The sequence below is a fragment of the Kluyvera sp. NPDC087067 genome (genome assembly GCF_044745165.1).
Classification (GTDB): domain Bacteria; phylum Pseudomonadota; class Gammaproteobacteria; order Enterobacterales; family Enterobacteriaceae; genus Kluyvera.
In genome coordinates this window covers 563,160-587,233 of record NZ_JBIUZS010000002.1, presented here as the reverse complement: position 1 = coordinate 587,233, position 24,074 = coordinate 563,160, and the positions used below count along the sequence as shown (strand labels likewise).

General features: G+C 53.5%; 20 protein-coding genes and 1 tRNA gene. 8 read left to right on the top strand and 13 right to left on the bottom strand.

Going from position 1 to position 24,074, the window contains the following annotated elements; all coding sequences use genetic code 11:
* The first annotated feature begins 61 nt into the window (after positions 1–61).
* The gene (locus ACIPDS_RS08080; protein WP_400734492.1) at positions 62–604 is read left to right on the top strand and encodes a YgjV family protein; all 543 of its coding nucleotides are present in this window, start codon (positions 62–64) and stop codon (positions 602–604) included.
* A gap of 106 nt (positions 605–710) precedes the next feature.
* Here the strand turns inward: ACIPDS_RS08080 and sstT are convergent, their stop codons facing one another.
* From sstT to ACIPDS_RS08055, 5 genes are all read right to left on the bottom strand, one after another.
* On the bottom strand, positions 711–1,961 hold the full coding sequence (gene sstT / locus ACIPDS_RS08075) for a serine/threonine transporter SstT (RefSeq protein ID WP_400734490.1): 1,251 nt from the start codon (positions 1,959–1,961) through the stop codon (positions 711–713).
* 306 nt (positions 1,962–2,267) lie between these two features.
* Entirely contained in the window at positions 2,268–3,236 is a 969-nt protein-coding gene (locus tag ACIPDS_RS08070) for a TerC family protein (protein ID WP_400734488.1), read from the bottom strand.
* A gap of 271 nt (positions 3,237–3,507) precedes the next feature.
* Positions 3,508–4,494, bottom strand: a complete 987-nt coding sequence (locus tag ACIPDS_RS08065) for a Gfo/Idh/MocA family protein (protein WP_400734486.1) — start codon at positions 4,492–4,494, stop codon at positions 3,508–3,510.
* An 89-nt stretch (positions 4,495–4,583) separates the two neighbouring features.
* Entirely contained in the window at positions 4,584–5,276 is a 693-nt protein-coding gene (locus ACIPDS_RS08060) for a vancomycin high temperature exclusion protein (protein ID WP_400734484.1), read from the bottom strand.
* A 76-nt stretch (positions 5,277–5,352) separates the two neighbouring features.
* Entirely contained in the window at positions 5,353–5,856 is a 504-nt protein-coding gene (locus tag ACIPDS_RS08055) for a YgjP-like metallopeptidase domain-containing protein (protein WP_400734482.1), read from the bottom strand.
* Positions 5,857–5,940: 84 nt separating this feature from the next.
* Here ACIPDS_RS08055 and rlmG point away from each other — a divergent pair, with 84 nt between their 5' ends.
* A complete protein-coding gene (gene rlmG / locus ACIPDS_RS08050) occupies positions 5,941–7,077 on the top strand; it encodes a 23S rRNA (guanine(1835)-N(2))-methyltransferase RlmG (RefSeq protein WP_400734480.1) in 1,137 nt (378 codons plus the stop codon).
* A gap of 211 nt (positions 7,078–7,288) precedes the next feature.
* On the opposite strand, the gene ACIPDS_RS08045 is transcribed toward rlmG, so the two are convergent.
* Positions 7,289–9,307 carry an FAD-dependent oxidoreductase gene (locus ACIPDS_RS08045; RefSeq protein ID WP_400734478.1) on the bottom strand — a complete coding sequence of 673 codons (2,019 nt, stop codon included), beginning with the start codon at positions 9,305–9,307 and terminating at the stop codon, positions 7,289–7,291.
* Between the two features lie 381 nt (positions 9,308–9,688).
* Positions 9,689–11,080, bottom strand: a complete 1,392-nt coding sequence (gene ygjG, locus ACIPDS_RS08040; protein ID WP_400734476.1) for a putrescine aminotransferase — start codon at positions 11,078–11,080, stop codon at positions 9,689–9,691.
* Positions 11,081–11,435: 355 nt separating this feature from the next.
* On the opposite strand from ygjG, the gene ACIPDS_RS08035 reads away from it, so the two are divergent.
* Positions 11,436–12,956: a methyl-accepting chemotaxis protein gene (locus tag ACIPDS_RS08035; RefSeq protein ID WP_400734474.1), complete on the top strand. Its 1,521-nt coding sequence runs from the start codon at positions 11,436–11,438 to the stop codon at positions 12,954–12,956.
* On the opposite strand, the gene ACIPDS_RS08030 is transcribed toward ACIPDS_RS08035, so the two are convergent.
* On the bottom strand, positions 12,953–13,504 hold the full coding sequence (locus tag ACIPDS_RS08030) for a helix-turn-helix transcriptional regulator (RefSeq protein ID WP_400734472.1): 552 nt from the start codon (positions 13,502–13,504) through the stop codon (positions 12,953–12,955). The two genes, ACIPDS_RS08035 and ACIPDS_RS08030, sit on opposite strands and share 4 nt — an antisense overlap.
* Before the next feature lie 231 nt (positions 13,505–13,735).
* On the opposite strand from ACIPDS_RS08030, the gene ACIPDS_RS08025 reads away from it, so the two are divergent.
* From ACIPDS_RS08025 to ACIPDS_RS08015, 3 genes are all read left to right on the top strand, one after another.
* On the top strand, positions 13,736–14,500 hold the full coding sequence (locus ACIPDS_RS08025; RefSeq protein ID WP_400734470.1) for a siderophore-interacting protein: 765 nt from the start codon (positions 13,736–13,738) through the stop codon (positions 14,498–14,500).
* A gap of 428 nt (positions 14,501–14,928) precedes the next feature.
* Positions 14,929–16,482 (top strand): peptide MFS transporter, encoded by a 1,554-nt coding sequence (locus ACIPDS_RS08020; protein WP_400734468.1) that lies wholly within the window; start codon positions 14,929–14,931, stop codon positions 16,480–16,482.
* 202 nt (positions 16,483–16,684) lie between these two features.
* Positions 16,685–16,984 carry a DUF1889 family protein gene (locus ACIPDS_RS08015; protein ID WP_166516871.1) on the top strand — a complete coding sequence of 100 codons (300 nt, stop codon included), beginning with the start codon at positions 16,685–16,687 and terminating at the stop codon, positions 16,982–16,984.
* Between the two features lie 94 nt (positions 16,985–17,078).
* Here ACIPDS_RS08015 and ACIPDS_RS08010 read toward each other — a convergent pair.
* Positions 17,079–17,154: transfer RNA gene (locus ACIPDS_RS08010), tRNA-Ile, on the bottom strand.
* Between the two features lie 127 nt (positions 17,155–17,281).
* On the opposite strand from ACIPDS_RS08010, the gene mug reads away from it, so the two are divergent.
* Entirely contained in the window at positions 17,282–17,788 is a 507-nt protein-coding gene (gene mug / locus ACIPDS_RS08005; RefSeq protein ID WP_400734465.1) for a G/U mismatch-specific DNA glycosylase, read from the top strand.
* A 126-nt stretch (positions 17,789–17,914) separates the two neighbouring features.
* On the opposite strand, the gene rpoD is transcribed toward mug, so the two are convergent.
* The 3 genes from rpoD to rpsU all read right to left on the bottom strand — a co-directional run bounded on the left by rpoD (position 17,915) and on the right by rpsU (position 22,110).
* On the bottom strand, positions 17,915–19,756 hold the full coding sequence (gene rpoD, locus ACIPDS_RS08000) for an RNA polymerase sigma factor RpoD (RefSeq protein WP_166516875.1): 1,842 nt from the start codon (positions 19,754–19,756) through the stop codon (positions 17,915–17,917).
* Between the two features lie 154 nt (positions 19,757–19,910).
* Positions 19,911–21,656: a DNA primase gene (dnaG, locus tag ACIPDS_RS07995; RefSeq protein WP_166516876.1), complete on the bottom strand. Its 1,746-nt coding sequence runs from the start codon at positions 21,654–21,656 to the stop codon at positions 19,911–19,913.
* A 238-nt stretch (positions 21,657–21,894) separates the two neighbouring features.
* Entirely contained in the window at positions 21,895–22,110 is a 216-nt protein-coding gene (gene rpsU, locus ACIPDS_RS07990) for a 30S ribosomal protein S21 (protein WP_001144069.1), read from the bottom strand.
* A 235-nt stretch (positions 22,111–22,345) separates the two neighbouring features.
* Here rpsU and tsaD point away from each other — a divergent pair, with 235 nt between their 5' ends.
* Positions 22,346–23,359, top strand: coding sequence for a tRNA (adenosine(37)-N6)-threonylcarbamoyltransferase complex transferase subunit TsaD (tsaD, locus tag ACIPDS_RS07985; protein ID WP_400734444.1), 1,014 nt, complete (start codon positions 22,346–22,348; stop codon positions 23,357–23,359).
* A 97-nt stretch (positions 23,360–23,456) separates the two neighbouring features.
* On the opposite strand, the gene plsY is transcribed toward tsaD, so the two are convergent.
* Entirely contained in the window at positions 23,457–24,074 is a 618-nt protein-coding gene (gene plsY, locus ACIPDS_RS07980) for a glycerol-3-phosphate 1-O-acyltransferase PlsY (RefSeq protein WP_166516878.1), read from the bottom strand.

The window sequence follows — 24,074 nt, the reverse complement described above, 5'->3', positions numbered from 1 at the left end:
AAACGGCGTTTCAAATACTGAAGCGCCGTTTTTTTATGGCTTCGTTTTCCAGGGACTCTTCATGACTGCGTATTGGCTCGCCCAGGGCGTAGGTATCATTGCTTTTCTGATTGGTATCACTACCTTTATAAACCGCGACGAACGGCGCTTTAAGTTCCAGCTGGCTATCTATAGCGGCGTCATTGGCCTGCATTTTTTCCTGATGGGGGCGATCCCCGCAGGCGCCAGCGCCGAGCTTAACGTTATTCGAACGATTATCTCGGTCTACACCCGCCGCCTGTGGGTGATGTTCTTATTTATCGCGCTGACGTTGATTATCGGTGTCGGAAAACTCCAGCACGCCATGGAGATCCTGCCGGTCATTGGTACGGTGGCCAGCACCTGGGCGCTATTTCGCTGCAAAGGACTCACGGTGCGTTGCGTGATGTGGTGCTCCACCGCCTGTTGGGTGATTCACAATTTCTGGCTGGGTTCGATTGGCGGCACGCTGATTGAAGGTAGCTTCCTCGTCATGAACGGCCTGAACATTATTCGCTTCTGGCGCATGCAGCGTAAAGGCATTGACCCATTTAAGGTTGAGAAGAAAGTGCAAAGCGAAAGCTGACGGAAGCCCGGCGTCGGAGTAAATGCCTCGTCCGGGCTGTAGGCCGGATAAGGCAAAGCCGCCATCCGGCAATGTGCGCGCTAATGCCTGATAGCGCGCACCTCGATTAACTGCGCAGCGCGCTTTTAGCCAGGCGCGCATCCTCCGCCTGACAAACGGCAGCGGTAAACATCACGTCGGTTGATGAGTTAATGGCGGTCTCACAGGAGTCCTGCAACACGCCAATAATAAAGCCGACGGCCACGACCTGCATGGCAATCTCATTAGGAATACCAAACATATTGCAGGCTAATGGAATAAGCAGCAACGAACCTCCCGCCACCCCAGAAGCCCCGCAGGCACACAGCGAAGCCACGATGCTTAACAGCAGTGCGGTTGGCAGATCGATAGCAATACCCAGCGTATGCACCGCCGCTAAGGTGAGAACCGTGATGGTAATCGCGGCCCCCGCCATATTGACCGTCGCCCCCAGCGGAATGGAAACCGAATAGGTATCGCGATCCAGATTCAGCTTCTCGCAAAGTGACATGTTGACCGGAATATTGGCCGCTGAGCTGCGGGTAAAGAAGGCGGTGACGCCGCTTTCGCGCAGGCACATCAGCACCAGCGGATATGGGTTGCGACGAATCTGCAGGTACACCAGCAGCGGGTTAATCACCAGCGCGACGACGGCCATGCAGCCAATCAATACCAGCAGAATTTGCGCATAGCCCCACAGCGCCGAGAAACCGGTGGTGGCAAGCGTAGAAGAGACCAGGCCGAAAATACCGACGGGAGCAAAGCGGATCACCACTTTGACAATAAAGGTGACGGCGTTGGACAAATCGTTGACCAGATTTTTAGTGGTCTCGTTGCTATGACGCAAGGCAAAGCCTAAGCCGACCGCCCAAACCAGGATCCCAATGTAATTGGCGTTGATCAAGGCGTGAATAGGGTTAGCAACAATACTCATTAATAACCCATGCATCACTTCCACAATACCGGTTGGCGGTGTGATATCCGTCGCACCGGTAGTGAGTTGCAGCGTGGAAGGGAAGATAAAGCTCACCACAACGGCGGTCAGCGCGGCGGCAAAGGTGCCGAAAAGATAGAGCCATAAAATGGGGCGAATATTGGTTTTCTGGCCCTGCTGGTGGTTGGCAATTGAGGCCATCACCAGCGTTAATACCAGTACTGGAGCAACGGCCTTCAGTGCGCCAACGAATAGCGTACCGAGCAGGCCGGTGGCGATGGCAGCGGGCTTAGAAACCAGCGCCAGCAAAATACCGAGAATTAATCCAACCAGGATCTGTTTGACCAGACTGCCCTTGGTTAGCATGCGCATAAAGCCGGATGATGCGGGTTGTTGTGTCATCATTGCATTCCTTAAGATGATGAGTTGTGTCTTTCCAGCGACGTATTATTTGTTACGTTTATGTCTGGATGTAAAAAAATGTTTGCTCGATCGAGTATAAGGAAAGTCTTCGGTTGGGGAAGTACAAAATGCTGGAATTTACGCCATGCGTCATATTTTTTAACCAAATATTTACATGCGATGGCGTGGATTGAAGTATGCAGGTAGATACTGTGGGCATTGACAACACGTAGGCCTGATAAGCTACGCGCCATCAGGCATAACCGAGCACATTGCCGGATGGCGGCTTTGCCTTATCCGGCCTACGAGTTACATATTCTGCTTTTTCATATCGTTACGATGGTTGACCCACGCGTTAAGTAACAGTGTGAAGGCCAGGATCCCGCCGACAACCCCCAACGATACCGAAATCGGGATATGGTAGAACTCGACGATCAGCATCTTGATACCGATAAACACCAGAATCACCGACAGCCCATACTTCAGCATTGAGAAGCGCTCCGCCACGCCTGCCAGCAGGAAGTACATCGCGCGCAGACCGAGAATGGCGAACAGGTTAGACGTCAGGACAATAAACGGATCGGTGGTTACCGCAAAAATCGCCGGGATACTGTCGACCGCAAAAATCACGTCGCTCAACTCAACCAGAATCAGCACCAGCAGCAGCGGCGTGGCAAACAGCATGCCGTTTTTGCGGGTAAAGAAGTGCTCGTTCTCTATTTTGTCGGTCATGCGTAAATGACTGCGTAACCAGCGTACCAGCGGTTTATCGCCGATGCCGCCTTCATCCTCTTTCGCCAGCGCCATTTTGATCCCGGTAAACAGCAGGAAGGCGCCAAAGACGTACAGCAGCCATTCGAACTGGGAGATAAGCCAGCTACCGGCGAAAATCATGATGGTACGCAGCACAATCGCACCTAACACGCCGTAAACCAGTACGCGACGCTGCAAGGCCGGTGGAATAGAGAAGTAGCTAAACAGCATCAGCCAGACAAAGACGTTATCAACGGCCAGTGATTTTTCAATCAGATAGCCGGTAAGGAACGCCAGAGCCTGCGGGTCAGCGACCGCGCGTCCCTGGGTTTGCGCCAGATACCACCAGAAAGCCGCGTTAAACAATAAAGAGAGGGTGACCCACACCAGCGACCAGGTCGCCGCCTGCTTCATGGTCATGGTATGAGCGCCGCGACGCCCCTGTATCAGCAGATCAATGGCGAGCATAATCACCACGATGACCGCAAATCCGCCCCACAACAACGGGGTGCCGACTGTATTCATAATCAATTCCTTACGCATAAAAAAACGGCTACCGTCAGAAGACGATAGCCGTTGCTTTTTATGCATAGACCTCGCCTTCCGGCAAGGTCTCACTTACAACAAGAAAGGAATACGCTTTCGTATTCCTTTTTCGTTGCCCGGCGACCGGATACGGTTTTTCACGTATCGTATTGACGATCCACCGACAAGGAAGTTACTCCCCTTTGCACGTAACAAAATATGACAGGCCATTGATTTCGTCAATGACCCGCAACATCTCTTTTACGTTGTTTTACGCAGCAGACGTATCCGCCGGGAAAACGACGCCGGTCTGGCGACGAATTTCGGTCTGAACTTTGGCGGTAATCCGGCTGACCTCTAAACCAGGGTGCTCGACTTCGTTGTTTTCGACCAGGCGCGCAAATTCCTCGGCTTCATAGAGCATAGTATTAATATGCTGAGGCTGGCTGAGATCCTGCGCTTTGCTACCGCGCGGCACGAAACAGAGTTTCTGGCACTCGGAAATTTTTTCAATCACCAGCGCCCCCGCTTCCCCCTGAATCTCGCTTGGCAGGGTGGAGTCGCTGACTTTGGAATGTTGCAGCGTCACGCTGAAATCACCGTAATCCATCATCACCACGCCGTGGGCGTCAACGCCGCTGTCCAGCAGGCTGGCAGAAGCCTGAATCCGTTCGGGTTCGCCCCACAGCGCCACCGCAGAAGCCAGGCAGTAAAAACCGATATCCATAATCGAGCCGTTAGAGAAGGCCGGGTTAAAGGTATTTGGGTTCTCGCCATCGAGATAACGCTGATAACGTGATGAGTACTGGCAGTAGTTGATAAACGCTTTACGGATCTGACCTATCTTCGGCAGCGATTGTTGTAGCAGTTGGAAGTTAGGCAAGCTGGCGGTTTTGAACGCTTCAAACAGCACCACCTGATTCTCACGGGCAGTGGCAATGGCCTGCTCAACTTCGCGCAGATTGGACGCCAGCGGCTTTTCACAAATCACGTGCTTTTTATGGCGTAAGAACAGCTCTGTCTGGGGAAAGTGTAGCGAGTTTGGGCTAGCGATATAAACCGCGTCAATATCATCGCTTTGCGCCATTGCCTCAAGCGAGGTGAATAAATGTTCGACCGGATAATCGTTAGCGAAGCTTTGTGCCTGCTCGAGGCTACGGGAATAAACGGCGGTTAATTTATACTTGCCGGTCTCATGAGCGGCGTCGACAAACTGGCGGGTGATCCAGTTTGTGCCGATAACAGCGAAACGTATCATAAGTGCCTTCAGGCTCCATAAAGGGATTCTTTGGTCAATGTATCACGCCTTTATGACATTGCCAGCGCCCGACCACGCACTCTGACATTTTAACGACTGGACGGACAACCGTGTTCACTGGTTGGGCTGATAATGACGCTGGAACCGAGATATTTTGGCTGACGATGGATCACTTTTGCATCAATTACCGCGCTGACGCGCGCCAGTTTCTCTCTGAACCGAACATACTTCCCGCGACTCTCGCTCAGGTCTGGCGCATTAAAGCCGATAGCGTCAATCCCGTACTGTTGTGCAAGCCAGATAGCCCGCTGGTTATGAAATTTCTGAGAGATCACCGTGATATGGCTTTCGCCGAAGATTTTTTGCGCCCTGACGACAGAATCAAGGGTGGAGAACCCTGCATAATCACAAAAAATCGCATGTGCCGGTACGCCTTTGGCAATTAAGGCTCGCTGCATAGCGGACGGCTCATCGTAATGCTTGTTACCGTTATCGCCGCTCACCAGCAACCATCTCACCTTGCCCGCGTGATAAAGCGCGGCGGCCGAGTTGATTCGACGATTAAAATAGTTATTTCCCGGCTTTGCGCCTAATACCAGCCCGACATTGCGCGACGGAATAGTGCTGGCGTCATTCCACGTCAGCCCTTCACTTGCCTTATCAATATGGTGGTTGGCGATAAAGACAGTGGCGAGGGGGGCGACAAGAATGATGCCAATAAGCATTAGTATGCGCCGTACAGAGAAAAGACGTCGGAAGAACCGAAGGAATATCCGTATCATGGTCGTTATCCTTAACGAAACGGGAGCTGCCGATTCTAAACTTAAGCGGCAAAAAATATAGTCACAAACGCGGAATTCAGACTTTAGCCTGAGACAGGGACAAATGTGTCAGCCACAAACGGGTATCAAACTCCAGCTGGTGGTACTGCGGTTCCATATGGCAGCACAATTGATAAAACGCTTTGTCGTGCTCTTTCTCTTTTAAATGCGCCAGTTCGTGCACCACGATCATTTTCAGGAATGCTTCCGGTGCGTTGCGAAACACGGTGGCGACGCGAATTTCTGCTTTGGCTTTCAGCTTGCCACCCTGCACGCGCGACACCGCAGTATGCAACCCCAGCGCGTTTTTCAGCACGTGGATCTTGTTGTCGTACATCACTTTATTGATGGGCGGCGCGTTACGCAGGAACTGGCTTTTGAGATCCTGGGTGTATTGCCACAGGGCTTTATCGGTGGCGAAATCGTGAGTGCCCGGATAGCGTTTTTCCAGCACGGTTCCCAGACGCTGTTCGGCGATGAGCGTTTTTACCTGTGAAAGTAAATGTTCGGGATAACCTTGTAGATAAGTTAGTTGGTTCATCTTTGCCCATGCCAATCATAAAAAGTGTATACTCACGCACCCTTTTCAGGGATAACGCCGAAATTTTACCATTCAGGAGGGCCGATGAGCCACATAGACAACGGTTTCCGTTCGCTGACACTAAAACGTTTCCCGGAGACGGACGACGTTAACCCACTGCTGGCGTGGGAAGCGGCGGATGAATATCTGCTGCAACAGCTGGACGACACCGAAATTAGCGGCCCGGTGCTGCTCCTGAATGATACCTTCGGTGCGTTAGGCTGTGCGCTGGCGGAGCATACACCATACAGCATCGGTGATTCTTATTTAAGCGAGCTGGCGACGCGTGAAAACCTGCGCCACAACGATATCGCTGAGTCTAGCGTTAAGTTTCTCGACAGTACCGCCGAATACCCGCAGGCGCCGGGTGTGGTGCTGATTAAGATCCCAAAAACCATGGCCCTGCTGGAGCAGCAGCTGCGCGCTTTGCGTGAGGTTGTTACCCCGCAAACGCGTATTATCGCGGGCGCGAAAGCGCGAGATATCCACACTTCAACGCTTGAGCTGTTTGAAAAGGTGCTCGGCCCAACGACCACTACGCTCGCGTGGAAAAAAGCCCGTCTGATTAACTGTACCTTCAGCAAACCTGCTCTGGCCGATGCATCGCTGACGCTGAGCTGGAAGCTGGAAGGCACCGACTGGACTATCCACAATCACGCTAACGTCTTTTCCCGTACCGGGCTGGATATTGGTGCGCGCTTCTTTATGGAACACCTGCCGGAGAACCTGGAAGGCGAGATTGTCGATCTCGGCTGCGGCAACGGCGTTATCGGGATGACGTTGCTTGAGAAAAACCCGCAAGCCAGCGTCGTATTTGTGGATGAATCGCCAATGGCCGTCGCATCCAGCCGTCTGAACGTGGAAAGTAACCTGCCTGAAGCGCTGGATCGCTGCGAGTTTATGATCAATAACGCGCTCTCCGGCGTCGAGCCGTTCCGCTTTAACGCGGTGCTGTGCAACCCGCCGTTCCACCAGAAACACGCGCTGACCGATAACATCGCCTGGGAGATGTTCCACCACGCCCGCCGCTGCCTGAAAATCAACGGTGAGCTGTATATCGTGGCCAACCGTCACCTGGACTACTTCCACAAGCTGAAGAAGATTTTCGGCAACTGTGAAACCATCGCCACCAATAACAAATTTGTGGTGCTGAAAGCGGTGAAATTAGGCCGCCGTCGCTAATCAGGCCCGCCGGATGGCGGCTTCGCCTTATCCGGCCTACTCCACCCCGTAGGCCGATAAGCGCAGCGCCATCGGGCACACCCTGCCGGATGGCGGCAAATTGCCTTATCCGGCCTACTCCACCCTGTAGGCCCGATAAGCGCAGCGCCATCGGGCACACCCTTGCCGGATGGCGGCAAAATTGCCTTATCCGGCCTACAATTTGGCTTCGTTAAATACTCAGTGCAAGCGTTGTCCCCTGCGCAATTGCCCGGCGAGCATCGAGCTCACCCGCCACATCACTGCCACCAATCAGATGCACCAGTTTTCCCAAAGCCTGTAGCGGCTCAGCCAGCACGCGGTTAGGTTCCTGACCGGCGCAGATAATCACGTTATCAACCGCCAGCAACCGCTGCTCACCGCCGATCTCAACGTGCAATCCATCATCGTCAATTTTCTGATAGCTCACCCCCGGGATCATCTTCACACCGCGCGATAGCAGGGTGGTGCGATGGATCCAGCCGGTGGTTTTACCAAGCCCTTCGCCCGGTTTGCTGGCTTTACGTTGCAGCATCACTATTTGCCGTGGGCTACGCGCCAGATGCGGCCCTTCCGGGCGCAGACCGCCCGATTGCTGCAAACTGGTATCGATGCCCCATTCGACGCAGAATTCGGCAATATTCTGACTGGTCGGCGAGCCCGGCTGGCTCAGATACATCGCCGTATCAAAGCCGATGCCGCCGCAGCCGATAATCGCCACGCGCTCGCCGACCGGCGCTTTATCACGCAATACATCCAGATAGGTCAGTACTTTTGGATGATCAATGCCTTCAATCGGCGGCGTGCGTGGGGTGATGCCGGTAGCGAGGATCGTTTCATCAAACTGGAGAAGATCTTCTGCACTAACGCGATGATTCAATTTCAATGTCACGCCGGTTACGTCGATCATCCGACGGTAATAGCGCAGCGTTTCATAAAATTCTTCCTTGCCGGGGATCTGTTTGGCGATATTAAACTGCCCGCCAATCTCAGCGTTCGCATCAAACAAGGTCACCTGATGGCCGCGTGAAGCGGCGTTGACGGCAAAAGCCAGCCCTGCAGGGCCAGCGCCGACGACCGCCAGATTTTTGATCTGCGTGGCAGGCCTAATGGGCATTTTGGTTTCGTGGCAGGCGCGTGGGTTTACCAGGCACGAGGTAACTTTACCGACGAAGATCTGATCCAGGCAGGCTTGGTTACAGCCGATACAGGTGTTGATCTCATCGGCCCGACCAGACTGGGCTTTCGATAGCAGTTCGGCATCGGCGAGAAACGGTCGCGCCATTGACACCATATCAGCATCCCCACGCGCCAGAATATCATCGGCAACCTGCGGATCGTTAATGCGGTTGGTGGTGATAAGCGGGATCGTTACGTGACCTTTAAGTTTGCGGGTTACCCAGCTAAACGCGCCGCGCGGTACCGGTGTGGCGATGGTTGGGATCCGCGCTTCATGCCAGCCGATCCCGGTGTTGATGATGGTCGCTCCTGCCGCCTCAATGGCTTTTGCCAACTGGACGGTCTCGTCAAAGGTGCCGCCGTTGTCCACCAGATCGAGCATCGACAGACGATAGATGATAATAAAATCTTTGCCGACACGTTGACGCACCGCGCGCACGACTTCAACGGCAAAGCGCATGCGGTTGGCGTAGTCACCGCCCCATTGGTCATCGCGCTGGTTGGTGCGGGCCGCGAGGAATTCGTTAATCAGATACCCTTCGGAGCCCATCACCTCTACGCCATCATATCCAGCTTCTCGCGCCAGTTGGGCGCAGTGTGCGAAATTATCGATAAGCGTCAGGATTTCTTCATGCGTCAGGGCATGCGGCGTAAAGCGGTTAATCGGGGCCTGTAGCGCTGAGGGGGCCACCAGATTCGGCTGATAGCTGTAGCGACCGGTATGCAGGATTTGCAGGGCGATTTTTCCGCCTTCCTGATGTACTGCATCAGTGATGATGCGGTGGTGCGGTAACTGGCTGACATCATTAAGCATTGCGCCACCCGCCATGCCGACGCCGGTGGCGTCAGGGGCAATCCCTCCGCTAACAATCAGCGCCACGCCGTGACGTGCCCGTTCGGCATAGAACGCCGCCAGACGCTCCGCGCCGTCGGGGTACTCCTCCAGACCGGTATGCATAGATCCCATCAGCACACGGTTTTTTAACTGGGTAAAACCCAGATCCAGCGGGGTGAACAGCGACGGATAGCTCATAAGTTGTCCAGTATGTGAAATTATTGTTATGTGGTCGGATGAGTTACTAATTTAGCCGTCGGCGAAGAAAAGGGAAAAGGCGAATGCGATGATTGTGATGGGATTCAAAAAACACTCATGTGCTTGTGTAGTTACTATGGGCATTGACAACATGTATGCCTGATAAGCTACGCGCCATCAGGCATAACCGTTCACATTGCCGGATGGCGGCTACGCCTTATCCGGCCTACAAATAGCGAAGTAGCCCGGCCGAACGCAGTGACGCCGGGAACCACGGCGTCGGTGTTACAAATAGTGGAGTAGCCCGGCCGAGCGAAGCGACGCCGGGAATTTGGCGTCGCTGCAACCGCATCTCTTTCAGGCTCCTGATGAGGGGCAAACTTACTGCTCGGTGGCGACCTGCTGTTGACCGACGCGCAGGGCGGCAAGCGCATGACGCGCGGCTTTCAGCACCTGTTCGCACTGTTCCATCGTTAGGGTTAACGGCGGTTCAATACGAATCGTCTTCGCGTTGTTGAGCGTGCCGGCGACCAGCACGTGCTGGCGGAACATCTCGCTCGCAAAGCGATAACCGATTTCATTATCGACAAACTCAATGGCCATCAGCATCCCTTGACCGCGCGCTTCCCGCACCAGGTCCGGGTATTCGCGAACCATACTGCGGAAACCGTCCAGCAGGATGTCCCCTTTCTGCTCCGCCTGCGCCGGGAGATTTTCGGTCAGCAGAACGTTGATGGTCGCCAGCGCGGCAGCGCAGGCCAACGGGTTACCGCCGAAAGTGGTGGTGTGCAGGAACGGATTATCGAACAGCACCGAGAACACCTCTTCGGTGGCGATGGTGGCGCCGATAGGCATCACCCCGCCGCCAAGGGCTTTCGCCAGGCACAGGATATCCGGCTGCACGTTTTCATGCTCGCAGGCGAACATCTTACCGGTGCGCCCCATCCCGGTTTGTACTTCATCAAAGATCAGCAGCGCGCCGAACTCATCGCACAGTTTGCGCACGGCGGGCAGATAGCCTGGCGGAGGCAGAATCACACCACCTTCACCCTGAATCGGCTCAAGGATCACCGCAGCCACATCATCCCCGGTTTTCTGGCATTCGCTGAGCATGGTTCGCAGAGCGTCAATATTGCCGAACGGGACGTGACGGAATCCCGGCAGCAGCGGCATAAACGGTTTACGGAAAGTGGATTTCGCGGTGGCAGATAACGCCCCAAGCGATTTGCCATGGAACGCACCGCTGGTGGCGATAAAAGTAAACTTACCGCGCGGAGTTTGATACGCCTTCGCCAGCTTCAACGCCGCTTCTACCGACTCGGTACCGCTGTTGCTAAAGAAGCTGTACTTCAGCTTACCCGGAGCGAGCGCAGCCAGCGTTTTAGCGAGCATCGCACGTAGCGGGTCGAGCAGTTCCTGGCTGTGAAGCGGTTGTTTGGCGAGCTGATTCTGTACGGCGGAAACCACCACTGGATTACGGTGCCCCACGTTGAAAATTCCAAAACCGCCCAGGCAATCCAGAAACTCCTGGCCCTGGGTGTCGACAAGCGTATTTAACCCTCCCGCTTGCCACTCTACGGCTCCGTAATCCCCGCCGGCTGTGACAGATTTTCGATACTCCAAAAAACCCGGATTCACATGCTCTTTAAAGTATTCCCTGACCTCCTGGTTGAGTGCTTTCATCTCCTCATGATCGAGCGTTCGCTTTTCAATGAGATTCAGTGCGTGTGCGCTGCAGGCCAGAGCCGATGCGCTGGAAGGTAACCTGTTCAAAATGAGCTCCTGGACGGGGCGTATCACATGATACTGATTTAAGTATTGCAGGGATTACGCCACTTCAGCGGCTGCGGTGAAAATCGGGATAAATGCCAGGGAAAACCGTATCTGTACAATATTTAATCGTCCAGCGTAGCGGGGGAGGTGGGAAAGATAATCGGAGGATTGCTGCCTGCAAGGGCGACTGCGCCATGATGGTGCGCTTGATGTCCCAACGGGGAGCGCCGGGCAAAAAGTAGGGTTTTTATCGATTTTGCGATCTAACGCAAAATTAACAAGTAAGGTTAACGAAATATCCTCCGATATAACAAATGTAATACATTTTATCTTCGCCCCTGAAAAGGATGTTCGTATGTCTACCCTGTCCGACCCAAACCAGCATGAAACTGTGCTGGATGATCACATCACCCTCATGTCGACCACCGACCTTAATAGTTACATCACCCACGTTAATGATGCCTTTGTAAAAGTCAGCGGCTACAGCCGCAATGAGATGCTGGGCCAACCGCATAATCTGGTCCGTCATCCTGATATGCCGAAAGCCGCCTTCGCGGATATGTGGCACACGTTAAAGCAGGGCGAACCCTGGACGGGCATAGTGAAAAATTGCCCGAAAAATGGCGGGCATTACTGGGTACGTGCTAACGCTATCCCTCAGGTGCGCCAGGGGAAAACGATTGGTTATATGTCTATTCGAACCCGAGCCAGCGCGCAAGAAATCGCGGCGGTTGAACCGTTGTATCAGGCCTTACGAGAAGGGCGCGGCAACAAACGTCTGCATAAAGGCCGGGTTATCAGCACGCGCTGGTGGGGCAAGCTCTCCTTGATGCCACTGCGCTGGCGAGTCAGAAGCGTGATGATGGGGTTCTATCTCCTGCTGGCAGGATCGCTCCTGGCGCTGCATGCACCCGTAGCCTCGGTGCTGGCATCGGCGATTTTGCTATTACTGACCACGTGGATATTTGAAAGGCAGATTGTCCGGCCAATCGAAAATCTGGCGAAACAGGCGCTTAGCGTGGCAACCGGCGAGCGCAACAGCGTCGAGCATCTGGATCGCAGCGATGAGGTAGGGTTGATATTACGTTCGGTAGGTCAGCTTGGTCTGATGTGCCGCTGGTTGATTAACGATGTTTCAAGCCAGGTCAACAGCGTGAGCGACGGCAGCGATGCGTTGGCGCGTGGCAACAATGATCTCAACCAGCGAACGCAGGAAACGGTGGAAAACGTGCAGCAAACGGTCACCACTATGAACCAGATGGCGGCATCGGTGCAGAACAATTCACACACGGCGGCAAAGGCCGATAAGCTCTCGCTTGCCGCCAGCGGTGCGGCGACGCAAGGTGGTCAGGCGATGCATCGGGTGGTGAAAACCATGGAAGATATTGCCGACAGCACGCAGCGCATTGGGTCGATTACCACACTGATTAACGATATCGCATTCCAGACCAATATTCTGGCGCTGAATGCCGCGGTTGAGGCCGCGCGTGCGGGTGAGCAGGGGAGAGGATTTGCGGTAGTGGCAGGCGAGGTGCGTCATCTTGCAAGCCGAAGCGCGACGGCGGCGAATGAAATTCGCCAGCTTATTGAAGCCAGCGCCAGCAAAGTGCAGTCCGGCTCTGAACAGGTTCACGCCGCGGGGCGCACCATGGATGATATCGTCTCGCAGGTGCAAAACGTCACCGAGCTGATTGCGCGGATAAGCCAGTCGACCTCGGAGCAGGCGACGGGCCTCTCTGATTTGACGCGTGCGGTGGCAAAACTCAATGAGATCACCTCGCAAAATGCGCAGCTGGTGGCGGAGAGCGCCGATGTTTCGGCGATGGTCAAACGCCGCGCCAGCCTGCTTCAGGATGCGGTTACCGTCCTGCATTAATCCAGCTGTGAGATATCCAGCGCCGCGCGGTCGATAACGCCGATAATCTGCTTGAGCTGCGCGTCGCTGATATCACCCTGATTTACTTTAAGATCCAGCACGGCCTTGAAGTTATCCAGCGCGCGCTTCATCTGCGGGTTTCTGCGCAGTTCATGCCCAACCATTTTCGCTTTCAGCCGCGCGTGGATATGATGAAGCGGCTCCTGATTGTCATCCAGCATCTGCCGGCCGTCCGCCGTAATCTTGATTTTCTTGCGTCCGCCATCTTCTTCCTGAACGGTAATCAGCCCCTGATCCTGCAACAGATCCAGCGTCGGGTAGATAACGCCCGGGCTCGGGCTGTAGTGGCCCTGAGTGAGGGATTCAATCGCTTTAATCAGTTCGTAGCCGTGGCTGGCACTCTCTTTGAGAATGCTGAGGATCACCAGGCGCAGCTCACCGTGACCGAAGAAGCGCTGGCGACGTCCACCGCCGTGGCCTTCACGATGTGCGCATTTACCGTACTCCCCGGGATGGCCGCGATGTTCACTGTCAGAAGAAGGTTTCATTGCTAAATCCTTATTGATTTCGATATATCTAATTTATATCTAAATGTAATTCATGGGCAATGAAAAAATAAAATAAATTCCAATATGTTGATATTTAATGACTTATTTTTAATTTCTGTAATGGCGTCAACGAAGCGTCTATATCAAAAAATTGCTTGCTTTTTGCTTTATTAGCAATCATTATCATTTGCAAATAAGTTTAGATATATCTATTTATGAGAGAGACGCCCGATGAAAGAGACAAAGTACCCACAGCGCGTGCGCAATGAACTCCGATTCCGTGAACTGACCGTCAAGCGCGTTGAGCGTATCGGCGCGGCTTTCCAGCGTGTTGTGCTGGGTGGTGAAGCGCTGGAAGGTTTTAGCTCTCGCGGCTTTGATGACCATACCAAACTGTTTTTCCCCCAGGCGGGAACGACGCTCACGCCGCCTACCGTGAGTGACGAAGGTATCGTCTGGGCGGATGGCGTTCGCCCGCAGGCGCGCGACTATACCCCGCTGTACAATGCCGAGCGCCACGAGCTGGCCTACGATTTCTTTATTCACGAGGGCGGTGTCGCAAGTCGTTGGGCGATGGAGGCCAAAGTCGGCGACACCCTGCTCATCGGTGGCCCGCGCGGATCACTGGTGGTGCCGGAAGACTACGCCTGGCAGCTGTATGTTTGTGATGAAACCGGTATGCCCGCACTGCGTCGCCGCCTCGAGGCGCTGAGTCAACTGCCACAATTCCCGCAGGTGACGGCACTGGTCATGGTGCGGGATATCGCCGATAAAGCCTATCTGAACGGGTTTGCAGGCGGCAATATTGAGTGGTTTAGCCAAAACGACCACGCCGCCGTTGCCGCGCGTCTGGCGCAACTGACGGTGCCAGAATCCGATTACTTCATCTGGCTCACCGGTGAAGGGAAGGTAGTAAAAAATCTGGCCGATGGTTTTGTGACCGAGGCCCTCGATCCGCAATTAGTCCGCTCAAGCGCATACTGGCACGCTAAATAAGCCACCGGCAGGTATCAACTGTGATATCTGCCGTGCCCTTTGGTCGTTATTTATCGTTGCTTGCCTCAATTCGTGCAACGAGAGCCACATTTCCACACTTTTTATATCCCTTTCTCTGCGATGATTTTGCTCGCTTTTTTGCGATTGATTTTCTATTAATTCATTGTTTTAAATGAATAATAATCCCCTTCGTACGCTGCATCGCGATGTCAATCATATTTCCTTCCCAACCAATACAAAATCTGTAAAAGTAGATGTTTATCGAATTTTCGTCTAAAAAGGTGGAGGCAAGGACTAGACACGACCATAAGATGGTTATCAAATGGTTAAAAAACACCGTGTCAGATGTGAATCATCGACAAAATTAAAAATGGCTAGTCCGCTTACACAACTTACACGCGTTGCGGCGCACCTCTTCGGGAGAAACTATGCATTCCTCTGTTAATAAAAACGAAAGCCGAACCTTTTTCGGTCATCCTTATCCACTGGGGTCACTGTTCTTTACCGAAATGTGGGAGCGATTCTCGTTTTACGGTATCCGCCCATTACTGATCCTGTTTATGGCGGCGACCGTTTATGATGGCGGCATGGGGCTGGCGCGTGAGAACGCCTCGGCGATTGTCGGTATCTTCGCAGGAACGATGTACCTGGCAGCCCTACCGGGCGGCTGGCTGGCAGATAACTGGCTGGGTCAACAAAAGGCCGTCTGGTACGGCTCTATCCTGATTGCGTTAGGCCATCTGGCCATCGCGCTGTCGGCCTTTATGGGCGACAATCTGTTCTTTATCGGCCTGATGTTTATTGTTCTGGGTTCGGGTTTGTTTAAAACCTGTATCTCGGTAATGGTCGGTACGCTGTATAAAAAAGGAGATGCGCGCCGTGACGGTGGTTTCTCACTGTTTTATATGGGCATCAATATGGGCTCGTTTATCGCGCCGCTGATTTCCGGTTGGTTGATTAAATCACACGGCTGGCACTGGGGCTTTGGTATCGGTGGCATCGGGATGCTGGTGGCACTGGTTATCTTCCGTGTCTTTGCCGTACCGGCGATGAAGCGCTATGACAGCGAAGTTGGGCTGGATTCCACCTGGAACAGCCCGGTGGCGAAGAAGAACGGTGTTGGCGCGTGGCTGGTCGCACTGGCGGTCGGTGCAGCAGTGATTATTACCTTGATTGCCCAGGGCATCATTGTGATTAACCCGGTCGCCGTGGCGAGCGTACTCGTTTACGTTATCGCGGCTTCTGTTGCGCTGTACTTTGTCTACCTGTTCGCCTTTGCCGGTATGAACCGCAAAGAGCGCGCCCGCCTGCTGGTGTGCTTTATCCTGCTGGTTTCCGCCGCCTTCTTCTGGTCGGCCTTTGAACAAAAACCGACCTCCTTCAACCTGTTTGCTAACGACTACACCAACCGTATGATCGGCGATTTTGAGATCCCAGCGGTATGGTTCCAGTCGATTAACGCACTGTTCATCATCCTGTTGGCTCCGGTATTCAGCTGGGCCTGGCCGGCGCTGGCGCGTAAAAACGTGCGTCCCGGCAGTATCACTAAGTTTGTTATCGGTATTCTGTGTGCCGCCGCAGGCTTTGGTTTGATGATGCTGGCTGCGCAAAACGTGCTGAGCAACGGTGGTGCGGGCGTTTCGCCATTGTGGCTGGTGGGCAGTATCCTGATGCTGACGCTGGGTGAACTGTGCCTGAGCCCGATTGGTCTGGCGACCATGACGCTGCTGGCACCGGAAAGAATGCGCGGCCAGATGATGGGGCTGTGGTTCTGCGCCAGCGCGCTGGGTAACCTTGCTGCTGGCCTTATCGGCGGTCATGTGAAAGCCGATCAGCTCGACATGCTGCCTGACCTGTTTGCGCGCTGTTCCGTAGCGCTGCTCATCTGTGCGGCGGTACTGTGCGTCTTAATCGTGCCGGTCCGCCGGATGCTGGAGAACACCAAATCCAGCGCCGAACAAAAGCCAGTCACTAACGCCTGATGTGATGAGCGTTAGCCAAGCCAGCGTTTGATACGCTGGCTTTTTTTTGCGCATAAAAAGCGCGATATCGTAAAAAGAGGCGTAAAAAGTCGGCTTTTGCTCACGAAAAAGTGCAATAACGTGAGCGGTTCTTTGAAATCAGATCCAATTTCGGTCCATAGTATAAACTTGTTTACTACGTGGTTAATTTAAGGACAAGCATATGCCAGCAGTCATTGATAAAGCATTGGATTTCATTGGTGGTATGAACACGTCTGAGCCAGTACCACAATCCATGGATGAGAGTACAGCGAAGGGAATTCTGAATTATTTGAAAGAGTTGGGCATGCCGCTTAGTCCTTCCGATGTAACCGAACGCGGGCATCAGGATGGCTGGAATGCTGGATTCACCGACAAAGTCGCCGGATGGGCAGACAGGATTGAGTCCGGCGAGCGTATTGTGATTAAAAACCCTGAGTTTTTCACTTCTTACATGCGTGAGGAATTGAGCGCACTGGTGTGATGCCTGTTCGCCCTCGCCGCTGGGTGGGGGTATTTATTCTCATCTTTTAAAAAAGCAAAAGGGCTGACGAGAAATCGTCAGCCCTTGCTGTATCTGGTGGCCCCTGCTGGGTTTGAACCAGCGACCAAGCGATTATGAGTCGCCTGCTCTAACCACTGAGCTAAGGGGCCGTGGTAGGCGAGGATTATAAAGTAACAACGCACACCAATCCAGCACTATGCGCACGTCCGCTGTTTTTATAAACAATGCATTTTCAATTCGTTATACTCAACTTACGATGTATAGGTTGAGGATATTATGGTTAAGGACATTATTGGTTCAGAGCTTCGGGTACTCTTTTGCGGTATAAACCCCGGTTTATCGTCTTCCTCTTTGGGTTATCCCTTCGCCCATCCCGCGAATCGTTTCTGGAAAGTGCTGCATCTGGCTGGGTTTACTGAGCGACAGTTGAAGCCGGAGGAGGCGGAGCAGATGCTCGATTTCCGCTGTGGAGTGACCAAGCTAGTTGAACGGCCGACAGTGCAGGCTAGTGAGGTGAGCGTGCAGGAGCTGCGTAGCGGCGGTCAGGAGCTCATTGAGAAGGTTGAACGCTATAAACCAGCAGTGCTGGCTGTGTTAGGTAAGCAAGCCTATGAGCGTGGGCTGGGGCAGCCTAAGGCGACCTGGGGGAAGCAGGCGTTTATGATTGGCGATACTGAGGTGTGGGTTCTGCCAAACCCGAGTGGGTTGAGCCGGATTACGCTGGATAAGCTGGTTGAGGCGTATCAAGAATTGGACGTGGCGTTAAAGGCGCGTGGTCTATAGAGTCAGATGTTCCCGGCGGCGCTGCGCCTGGACGAGCGACTCCGACATGTCGCCGGGGAATGCTTCGTGATTTACAGGCAAAAAAAAGCTCCCGGAAGGGAGCTTTTAGATTTCTAACCAGAGCGATTAATCGTCCAGGAAGCTACGCAGTACTTCAGAGCGGCTTGGGTGACGCAGTTTACGCAGCGCCTTCGCTTCGATCTGACGGATACGTTCGCGGGTAACGTCGAACTGTTTACCCACTTCTTCCAGCGTGTGATCGGTGTTCATATCGATACCGAAACGCATACGCAGGACTTTCGCTTCACGCGCGGTGAGGCCCGCCAGGACGTCGTGCGTTGCGGCACGAAGGCTCTCGGTGGTCGCAGAGTCCAGCGGCAGCTCGAGGGTGGTATCCTCGATGAAATCACCCAGATGCGAATCTTCATCGTCGCCGATTGGCGTTTCCATGGAGATAGGCTCTTTAGCGATCTTCAGCACTTTACGAATCTTATCTTCCGGCATCAGCATACGTTCAGCCAGCTCTTCCGGCGTTGGCTCACGACCCATTTCTTGCAGCATCTGGCGAGAGATACGGTTGAGTTTGTTGATAGTCTCAATCATATGCACCGGAATACGGATGGTGCGCGCCTGGTCTGCGATAGAACGAGTAATCGCCTGACGGATCCACCAGGTTGCATAGGTGGAGAACTTATAACCACGACGGTATTCAAACTTATCTACCGCTTTCATCAGGCCGATGTTGCCTTCCTGAATCAGGTCAAGGAACTGCAGACCGCGGTTGGTGTATTTCTTCGCGATAGAAATAACCAGACGTAAGTTCGCTTCAACCATCTCTTTTTTCGCACGGCGGGCTTTGGCTTCACCGATGGACATACGACGGTTGATGTCTTTGACCTGCTCGATGGTCAAGCCGGTTTCTTCTTCAATCTGACGCAGTTTCTGCAGACCACGCTGAACATCATCAGCCACATCGTGCAGTTTTTCGGACCACGGTTTGTTCATCGCGATAGCCGCGTTGAACCAGGTATCGCTGGTTTCGTTGCCAGTGAACAACGTGATGAAGTTTTTCTTCGGCATTTTGCACTGTTCAACGCACATCTTCATGATGATACGTTCCTGGGTACGCACGCGATCCATCATGACGCGCATGCTGTTAACCAGGTAGTCGAACTGTTTTGGCACCAGGCGGAACTGCTTGAAGACTTCAGACAGCTTCTGAATCTCTTCCTGGGCTGCGGCGTGGCTACGGCCTTTGGCTTTGATCGTGTCGCGCGCTAATTCGTACTGAGTACGCAGCTCGGCGAATTTTTCACGGGCGAGCTCTGGGTCGATGCTGTTGTCATCATCGCTATCGTCGTCGTCTTCTTCGTCTTCTTCTTCGTCATCATCCATCTCTTCCTGAGACAGTTCAGAACCGACGTGCGTGGCGGTCGGTGCCATGTCTTCTTCGGCGTTTGGATCAACGAAGCCGGTGATAAGGTCAGAAAGACGCGCTTCTTCAGCTTCAACGCGATCGTACTGTTCCAGCAGGTAGGTGATGGCTTCAGGGTATTCGGCAACCGAACACTGAACCTGGTTGATACCATCTTCAATACGCTTGGCGATGTCGATTTCGCCTTCGCGGGTCAACAGTTCAACGGTACCCATTTCACGCATGTACATGCGCACCGGGTCAGTGGTACGGCCAATTTCAGATTCAACGCTGGACAGAACCTGTGCCGCCGCTTCTTCTGCGTCTTCATCAGTGTTGTTGGAGTTTTCAGCCAGCAACAGATCATCGGCATCCGGTGCTTCTTCCATCACCTGAATGCCCATGTCGTTGATCATTTGGATGATATCTTCGATCTGATCTGAGTCGACGATATCTTCCGGCAGATGGTCATTGACCTCGGCATAGGTCAGATAGCCTTGCTCCTTACCACGTTGGACAAGAAGCTTGAGCTGTGACTGCGGGTTTTGCTCCATAAGACGGTATCCACACTTAATTCATTTGATTGGTGTCGGCCGGCGAACGAACCGCCGACATTTAATGCGAGGGCGTACTTATATTTGTGCCGCTGCGCCTCGGTGCGGCTGTCGGGGGCTACCCGATAGGTATTCGGCAGTTAAGCCGTTAAATTCATTTTTTGGCCAGTTCCTGGTTTAATGTCCAGAGTTCCCGGCGTTCTTCGCTGCTTAAACCGTGTGTGCGATCGCGAGCTATCAACTCTTCTTGTCGCAGTACAAGCAACGAATCAAACATATGGTTGAGCGAGTCGGTGAAGGTTTTTTCAGCGATATCCTTATCTGCTATATCGTCCCACATCGACAGTTTTTCAAGGGTCGCGGCTTCATTTGTTCCACGATACTGCTCCAGCAGCTGTCCGGTTGTCAGACCCGGCTGGGCTAAACAGGTATTGACCAGTTCGGTAAACAATCCCAGACCTGGCATTTTTTTCGGATCCAGCCCGACCAGCGGAGGAACGCGTGGTGCGAGATCGGGGTTTTGTACCAGTAACCCTATCAGTATACGCATGGTCGTGCGTTTTAGCTGTTGAGTCGGGCGTACCACGCCACTTTCTGCCTGTTTTGGCATTAAACGATCAAGTGCAGCATCGTCGAAAATGCCCAGCTTCAAACCCAGCGTCTGGCGTAACTGGATACGATGCGCATCGCCCGGCACCTGGCTAATGAGCGGTAGCGCCAGCGCCGCAAGCTGCGTGCTGCCGTCCGGTGTGCTCAGGTCAACCTGCGGCAGCAGGCTATTGAATAAGAACACGGAGAGCGGTTGCGCATGCTCCATCCGTGCTTCAAAAGCCTCTTTCCCTTCTTTACGTACCAGCGTATCCGGGTCTTCGCCGTCGGGTAGAAACATAAAGCGTAGTTGACGACCGTCGGTCATATACGGCATTGCGGTTTCTAAGGCGCGCCATGCGGCATCCCGTCCCGCGCGATCGCCGTCGTAACAGCAAATGACGTTGTTTGTTGCACGGAATAACATATGCATATGGTCAGCCGTGGTCGACGTCCCCAGCGAGGCAACGGCGTAATTGATACCGTATTGCGCCAGAGCCACAACATCCATATACCCTTCGACAACCAGCAGGCGCGGTGGTTCAGCGTTGTGCTGCTGGGCTTCATAAAGACCATATAACTGACGGCCTTTATGGAAAATATCGGTTTCCGGGGAGTTCAGGTATTTCGGCGTATCGTTACCCAGTACGCGACCACCAAAACCAATCACCCGGCCGCGTTTATCGCGAATCGGGAACATCACACGATTGCGAAAACGGTCGTAGGTTCTTCCCTGGTCGTTGGTGACCAGCATTCCGGCATCGAGCAGCAGCTTTCTGTTGTCGACATTACCGCCGAAACGTTTTAATGCGTTATCCCAGCCTGGTGGTGCAAAACCAATAGCAAAACTCTGGACAATTTCGGCGCTCAGGCCGCGTTGTTCCAGGTACTGGCGTGCAGGTTCGGCGATGGGTTGAGCGAAAGATTGCTGATAAAACGCATTCAATCCGTCCATCAGCTGATAGAGATTTTGCCGCTGATGGCGCTCTATCTGGCTCAGGCCCGTTCCGGCTTCATACGGCACTTCAAGATTGTGCATAGCCGCCAGTTCTTCAACGGTTTCAACGAACTCGAGCTTGTCGTAGTTCATCAAAAAGTCGATGGCATTGCCGTGCGCGCCGCAGCCGAAGCAGTGATAAAACTGCTTATCACCATTTACGGTGAAAGAGGGGGTTTTCTCGTTATGGAAGGGACAGCACGCATGATAATTTTTGCCCTGCTTTTTTAGCTTCACCCGTGCATCGATAAGATCGATGATGTCGGTGCGCGCCAGCAGGTCACTAATAAATACGCGTGGGATTCGTCCAGCCATAGGCCCCGTTTATTTTCACTTTAACCTTCAAACTGTCTCTGCGTTGGCCGCGTTCGTTCACCCCTGTCACTTACTGATGTAAGCTCCGGGGATTCACTCACTTGCCGCCTGGATACAGCATGAATGATTTTGTGTAAATACTGATTTATAAACGAAAACAAGCCGCGCATTCCTTTCGGAAGCACGGCCTTGCAACTACAACTCGGTCTGACAATTGAGAGCGTGTGCCCTCAAGAGATTAGTACAGACGAGTACGGCGTGCGTTTTCGCGAGCCAGTTTCTTCGCGTGACGTTTCACTGCAGAAGCTTTAGCGCGCTTACGTTCGGTAGTCGGTTTTTCATAGAACTCACGACGACGAACTTCCGCCAGAACACCTGCTTTCTCGCATGAACGTTTGAAGCGACGCAGTGCTACGTCGAACGGCTCGTTTTCACGTACTTTAATTACCGGCATGTAACTCTCACCTTTAATAAATTCGGTTTGCCGCTGGCATCAACGCCAGCTTATTTCAAAATGGTGCGGAATTTTACTACAACTGCTGCTGCTTTGTAAAGCACCGACGCTCTTTTGAAAGGGACTTTTTAAGGTTGAGAAGTATACACGAACTCGACGCCTGAAGTGAGCAAAGTTTTACATCTAAGGTCAGAGATCCTACACTGCGCGGTACTGAAACGAGGTAAATGTAGCCATGCGTGTACTGGGAATTGAAACATCCTGCGATGAAACCGGCATCGCAATTTATGATGATGAAAAAGGGCTGTTAGCCAACCAACTGTATAGTCAGGTGAAATTACACGCTGACTACGGCGGCGTGGTGCCTGAATTAGCCTCGCGCGATCACGTGCGCAAAACGGTTCCGCTGATTCAGGCTGCGTTAAAAGAAGCCAGCTTGACGGCAAAAGATATTGATGCGGTTGCTTATACCGCAGGCCCGGGCCTGGTAGGCGCGCTGCTGGTAGGCGCAACCGTGGGGCGGTCTTTGGCATTCGCGTGGAACGTACCGGCGATACCGGTGCACCATATGGAAGGCCACCTGCTGGCGCCGATGCTGGAAGAAAATCCACCGGAGTATCCGTTTGTGGCGCTGCTGGTCTCAGGCGGTCACACGCAGCTTATCAGCGTGACCGGCATTGGTCAGTACACCTTGCTGGGTGAATCTATTGATGATGCCGCCGGTGAAGCTTTCGATAAAACGGCGAAACTGCTGGGGCTGGATTACCCGGGCGGGCCGCTGCTGTCGAAAATGGCCGCTCAGGGTACGGAAGGGCGTTTTGTTTTCCCACGCCCAATGACCGATCGTCCGGGGCTGGATTTCAGCTTCTCTGGCCTCAAAACATTCGCGGCTAACACTATCCGCAATAACGATAACGACGATCAGACGCGCGCCGATATTGCTCGTGCATTTGAGGATGCGGTGGTGGATACGCTAATGATCAAGTGCAAACGCGCGCTGGATCAAACCGGCTTTAAGCGTCTGGTGATGGCGGGGGGCGTGAGTGCTAACCGTACGCTGCGCGCCAAGCTCGCCGACATGATGCAAAAGCGTCGTGGCGAAGTGTTTTATGCGCGCCCGGAATTTTGTACCGACAATGGGGCGATGATTGCCTATGCGGGCATGGTGCGGTTGAAAACGGGCGCTAGCGACTCACTGGGCGTCACCGTTCGTCCGCGCTGGCCGTTGGCAGAATTGCCGGCAGCTTAATTGTTAGAACTTCCCGGCGGTGCGGCGCATAACCGGGCTATTCTGAACTGTAGCCCGGCCGAGCGCAGCGACGCCGGGAGCAATGCCAACCCTTCCTCTATTCTTCTTTCTTCTGCTTACGCTTCTTAAACCGCACCCAGATCTTTGTCTCCTGACGTCGCCACAGACGCTGAATATTGTCATGATGACGCAGCAAAATCAGGCATGAGAGCATCGAAACCGGGAAGGTGTACTGGGGTTTGAACCACCAGACGTAAAACGGCGCCACCAGCGCGCTGACGATCGCACCCAGCGAGGAATAGCCGCTGAGAAGAATGGTGAGGATCCAGGTGCCCGCCATTACGCCGGTCAAATCAAGGCCGATAGGGGCAATAGCGCCAAATGCAGTCGCCACGCCTTTTCCGCCCCGGAAATGGAAAAACACCGGCCAGATATGGCCCAGACAGGCGGCAATCGCCACAAGACCTAGCCAGAATGGCGACAAGCCGAGAGCGTATGCTCCCCACACAGGCAGCATCCCTTTCAGAACATCGAAAATCAGTACGGCTAAGGCAGCACCTTTTCCGCCAATACGTAATACATTGGTGGCTCCAGGATTACCGGAGCCACAGTTACGAGGGTCAGGTAACCCTGCGAGGCGGCAGACCAGAATGGCGCTGGAAATTGAGCCGCAAAGGTAGGCAAGGAGAATCATTCCAGGCTCGATTGCACTCAT